Source organism: Oleiphilus sp. HI0123 (assembly GCF_001635315.1).
The window spans coordinates 1-4,772 of the sequence record NZ_LWGE01001393.1 but is presented as its reverse complement, the minus strand read 5'-3'; the positions used below and the strand labels follow the sequence as shown (position 1 = coordinate 4,772).

The 4,772-nt window shown below is 46.0% G+C and carries 4 protein-coding genes, 3 tRNA genes and 1 pseudogene; 5 read left to right on the top strand and 3 right to left on the bottom strand.

Translation table 11 applies throughout. The annotated features are described in order from the left end of the window. The 5 genes from uvrC to A3761_RS17710 form a co-directional block, all read left to right on the top strand. On the top strand, positions 1-959 hold a 959-nt coding region (uvrC, locus tag A3761_RS17730; protein ID WP_068750608.1), incomplete at its 5' end, for an excinuclease ABC subunit UvrC. Positions 960-991: 32 nt separating this feature from the next. After that, the gene (pgsA, locus tag A3761_RS17725) at positions 992-1,543 is read left to right on the top strand and encodes a CDP-diacylglycerol--glycerol-3-phosphate 3-phosphatidyltransferase (protein WP_068515797.1); all 552 of its coding nucleotides are present in this window, start codon (positions 992-994) and stop codon (positions 1,541-1,543) included. Between the two features lie 202 nt (positions 1,544-1,745). Further along, positions 1,746-1,821 (top strand) — tRNA-Gly (locus tag A3761_RS17720). 295 nt (positions 1,822-2,116) lie between these two features. Continuing rightward, positions 2,117-2,190 (top strand) — tRNA-Cys (locus tag A3761_RS17715). 39 nt (positions 2,191-2,229) lie between these two features. Next, positions 2,230-2,316, top strand: a tRNA-Leu gene (locus A3761_RS17710). A 246-nt stretch (positions 2,317-2,562) separates the two neighbouring features. On the opposite strand, the gene A3761_RS17705 is transcribed toward A3761_RS17710, so the two are convergent. The 3 genes and pseudogenes from A3761_RS17705 to A3761_RS17695 all read right to left on the bottom strand — a co-directional run. Beyond that, entirely contained in the window at positions 2,563-2,991 is a 429-nt protein-coding gene (locus A3761_RS17705) for a thioesterase family protein (protein ID WP_068514211.1), read from the bottom strand. A gap of 9 nt (positions 2,992-3,000) precedes the next feature. Then, positions 3,001-4,002, bottom strand: a complete 1,002-nt coding sequence (locus A3761_RS17700) for an NAD(P)-dependent alcohol dehydrogenase (protein WP_068515794.1) — start codon at positions 4,000-4,002, stop codon at positions 3,001-3,003. Between the two features lie 414 nt (positions 4,003-4,416). Continuing rightward, a pseudogene (locus A3761_RS17695) lies at positions 4,417-4,772 on the bottom strand (hypothetical protein); the annotation flags it as partial.

The window sequence follows — 4,772 nt, the reverse complement described above, 5'->3', positions numbered from 1 at the left end:
AAATGCTGTCGAGCTTTGTCGAGCAATATTATATTGGCCAGAATGAGTCTAGAGATATTCCGGGAGAGATTGTTCTAAACGAATCATTGAGTAATCAGGCATTGATTACCGAAGCCATCGAGCAGGTAGTTGGTAAGAAGGTGAAAATCTCTACCAAGGTGAAACAATTAAAGGCGCAATGGCTTAAGCTAGCGAGCACGAATGCAGAAAATGCCCTGCAAACGCACTTGGCTAATAAAGAAAACATGTTTCATAAGTTCGATGCTCTGGCGGAACTACTGCAGCTTGAGGATCGACCCAAACGCATGGAGTGCTTTGATATTAGCCACAGCTCAGGTGAAAAAACAGTGGGCTCCTGTGTTGTCTTTAATGAGGCGGGGCCAATGAAGTCGGACTATCGGACCTATAATATTGAAGGTATTACCGGAGGGGATGACTACGCTGCAATGCGTCAGACACTGGAAAGGCGCTACAAGGCATTGAAAGATAACCCCGATAAACGACCAGACCTGATTTTAATTGATGGTGGCAAAGGTCAACTAAATCTGGCACTTGAGGTCTTCGACAGGTTAAACTTGTCAGATCTTAATGTAATTGGCGTTGCCAAGGGTGTTACGCGTAAACCCGGCTTTGAAACATTGCTAATACCTGAAAAGGCTGGCCACTTAAAAACGATAGACTGTGCTTCTGATAATCCGGGGTTGCATTTAATTCAGCAAATACGGGACGAAGCCCACCGCTTTGCGATTACCGGGCACCGGAATCGTAGAGATAAGGCAAGGCGTCAATCAACGTTAGAGAATATTGAAGGGGTAGGGGCTAAGAGGCGAAAAGCGTTGCTGCAGTATTTTGGTAGCGTCTCGAATATCAAAAAGGCGTCGACCGAAGAAATAGCAAAAGTATCAGGAATTAGCACGAGTTTGGCAGAGCATATCTATTTGACGCTCCATAGCTCGTAAATAAAGTATTACTAAGGCAGCTAGAAGTTTTCATGAATTTACCAAATATCCTTACCGTTTCCAGAATTGTTCTTATTCCGGTTTTTGTCGTAGCGTATTACTTGCCGATAGAATCGAGTGCCATCTTAGCTGCAGCGTTATTTTTTATTGCAGGTTGTACGGATTATCTTGATGGCTACCTGGCAAGAAAGTGGAACCAGACTACACCCTTTGGTGCTTTTCTTGATCCAGTCGCAGATAAACTGATGGTGGCAATGTCCTTGGCGGTGATAATCGAAAGCTATTACTCTGTCTGGGTGACGATTCCAGCGATGATTATTATTGGGCGTGAAATTGTCGTTTCAGCCTTGCGAGAGTGGATGGCAGAGCAGGGCAAACGTGATAATGTTGCGGTGTCGTTCATCGGTAAGCTAAAAACTATGTGCCAGATGGGCTCCATTATGCTGTTGTTGCTAGGCCCTGAATCTGACTGGTTTTATTGGTCTGGGATTGGCCTTATATACTTCGCATCGATTCTTACGCTATGGTCAATGTACCAATATCTCACAGCATCGTGGGAGCACTTATTCTCTGAAGAGAGTTAGAAGCGGAGTAAGTATTACTGCTTTGGTATAAAAAATAATCGATCTGCTTCTCGGAAAATAGATAGCTGAAAAAAAGTGAATTATTCTCTTAAACATTGCTTGACTCTTAAATCGAATCCGTTAATATATGCGCCACTTCAGCAACACAGGCAACGAAAAGTTGTTTTTTACTAGAGTGTTGCAATGAAATATGAAGTGATCTGCGGGAATAGCTCAGCTGGTAGAGCACAACCTTGCCAAGGTTGGGGTCGCGAGTTCGAATCTCGTTTCCCGCTCCAAATTCTAAAAAACCTCGGATTTATCCGAGGTTTTTTGTTAGTGGACTATAAAGATTTATCGATATAGTTTACGGTGTAGTTTAAAGGCGCGATAGCAAAGCGCTTAGGGCTCTGCCCGATTAACAAGAGTGCACTGGATTGCTGCAATCCTACGGTAGAATTTGAAGCTCTTGTTTAGTACAAGTTTAAAGGCGCGATAGCAAAGCGCTTAGGGCTCTGCCCGATTAACAAGAGTGCACTGGATTGCTGCAATCCTATGGTAGAATTTGAAGCTCTTGTTTAGTACAAGTTTAAAGGCGCGATAGCAAAGCGGTTATGCACTGGATTGCAAATCCACGTAGGCCGGTTCGACTCCGGCTCGCGCCTCCATTTAGCATCCCTTTGGTGTTAAATGTAAAAGCCCCCAAAGCCCGGGTGGCGAAATTGGTAGACGCAACAGACTTAAAATCTGTCGTCCTTCGGGACGTGCCGGTTCGATTCCGGCCCCGGGCACCATACTCATTTCAGTCAGATTCATTCAATTACAGTCAAGTACTGTCAAAGTCCAATATTTACAGTGGCTTAGCGTAGGTTGTCGCCTTTCAGGTACGTTCATATCCGGTCAATTGCGTCAGATTCAGTCATGCTTTACCCCTTGCATATTTTTATTAGGGGGTAAATTGGGGGTAATTCTCAGTTCGATTTAGGAGTTACCCCTTATGCAGAGACGTCGATTACCTGGAAAATTAACTGATGCAGAAATTAGAACACTACAATACTCTGCGGCACTGAAATTGCCTTTCTTTGCTCATAGTCATAGAAAACCACACCGGTCTTTGCCAAGGTAATGATTTTTGGCTTATCTTTGTCATCTGTGGCTTTGCTGACTCGGTAGAGCATTTGGCAGCTTCTATTCGACACCTCCGTGACAGCAATATCAAATACCAATTCATCACCAAAAAAAGCCTCGTCGATATACATGACTTGCAGGTCTGCCAGAATGTAGCCTTGAGCGCTGTCTTCAAGTTCACATATACCTATCGATTCAAAAAAAGCAGCCCTGGCTTCATGAATCATCGAGACTAATTTGTCATGGCCGAGGTGCTTACGGTAATTTACGTCCTGTATCCGAACTGATTGCGACATCGAGAAGTGAGCGTAATCCGGGAAATCGATACTAACTTTGGACATTCTAATTTCCTATTTGCTTAAGACAATTCGGTAATGCGCCTTGCCACTCTCAAGTCTGGCTATCGCTTCATTGACTTGGTCGAACTTGAAGTGCTCAACCTTGGGTTTAATGTCGTGTCGCTTTGCAAATGACAACATATTGCGCAGTGCTTGCGGACTCCCAACAGGAGAGCTAGACACTGAGCGTTGACCGGCCATCAATGAAAATACGTTAAGATCTAAAGGCTCAAGTGTCGCACCGACAAAATGTAGCTTGCCCTTGGGGGCGAGTGTATTGACGTATTGGTTCCATTTGAGTTTCACATTAACGGTGGATAAGACCAAGTCAAACTTGCCGGCCAGAGCGTTGAGTTCGTCAGGGTTTTTGGAGTCAACGGTATAGTGCGCACCAAGCTCTAGGGCTTCAGCTTTTTTAGCTTCAGATGAGGTAAAGGCCCAGACTTCACAGCCCCAGGCACGTAAAAACTGTAGGGCTAAGTGGCCTAGTCCACCAATCCCAATGACGCCAACGGTGTCGATGGGTTTAATGTTGTATTCAACAAGTGGATTGAAAACGGTCACGCCAGCACAAAACAAAGGGGCGGCTGAAGGCTCTTCAAAACCCTCGGGTAAGGCAACGACGCTACTTTCTTCCGCGCGTACCTTGTCAGCAAATCCGCCGTGATGACCGATGATGGTTCCTTGGGCTGAAGCGCAAAGGTTATGGTCGCCGCTATGGCAGGACGAGCAGCTCATGCAGTAGCCAGAGTGCCAGCCTAAGCCGACAGTCTGTCCAATTTGAATCGACTTAACGCGCTTACCGATGGCGTTCACTTTGCCGATCACCTCATGCCCGGGCACAAAAGGGTATTGGGTCATTCCCCATTCGTTGTTGAGCATGCTTAGGTCACTGTGGCAAATGCCGCAGTGCTCGACGGCAATTTCAACTTGGTCGTCTGGTAAATCACCAGGATCGTATTCGAATGGTTTTAGTTCACCACCTGCTTCAAACGCTGCATATGCTTTAATCATGGTAGAAGTCTCCTAAGCCTTGTCGATAGAGTAGTCTAAAAGAAATAGATAGCTGACAGCAAAGCATTCAGCATCATTATCAAAAAGTCAGTGATAAAAATGAATAGCATGACGCCTTTTACTTGCCACACACCTTTGCCGCTTCGATTTTGTACGGCTACCGGCACGTTGAAGGCGAATTGAGGCGTATAGGACGTTTAAAGCACCTTTTCACCCTTCGGATGAAGTAGCATACCCGAAATTGCCGCTCATTTTTATTGCCTAAGCCCCGGAATTTAGCTTCACAGCGCCCAAAGAAGGTCGTATTTTGGTCGATTTGACCGAAAAGTGCCTGGCGAATGGATCTTTAGCCGACAGTTGCCCCACCGGCCTGCCGCAAAGGCTGACAGTACATGGATTGAGAGCTTAGGAGCGTCAATTAAATAAACGAGTCTGCGATGGGCCGAACAGGCTGGGAGTCAGTGGTGGGGCTCGCTCTGGCGGCTGGTTGTGATGGTTAGTATCGGCTTTGGCCGCCTTCTGTTTGAGATGTTTAAGAATCTGCTCGATTATGTCCGGATCCTCAATGCTGGCAATCACTTTGACATGCCCTCCACAGTGCTCGCAAACCTCAATATCAATATTGAAGACTCGCTTAAGTCGCTGCATCCATGTCATGGCATGGTGCCGCTCTTCAGGGGTCTTATCGAGCCAGTCAGTATCGGCTACCCAACGATATTCACCCTGGTCAAAAGCCGATTGAGCAGCAAGTAGAACCCTCTCAGCCCCTC

Coding starts and splice junctions, on each gene's coding strand:
- pgsA (WP_068515797.1), top strand. CDS start 992: ATGAATTTACCAAATATCCTTACCGTTTCCAGAATTGTTCTTATTCCG.
- A3761_RS17700 (WP_068515794.1), bottom strand. CDS start 4,002: ATGATTAAAGCATATGCAGCGTTTGAAGCAGGTGGTGAACTAAAACCA.
- A3761_RS17705 (WP_068514211.1), bottom strand. CDS start 2,991: ATGTCCAAAGTTAGTATCGATTTCCCGGATTACGCTCACTTCTCGATG.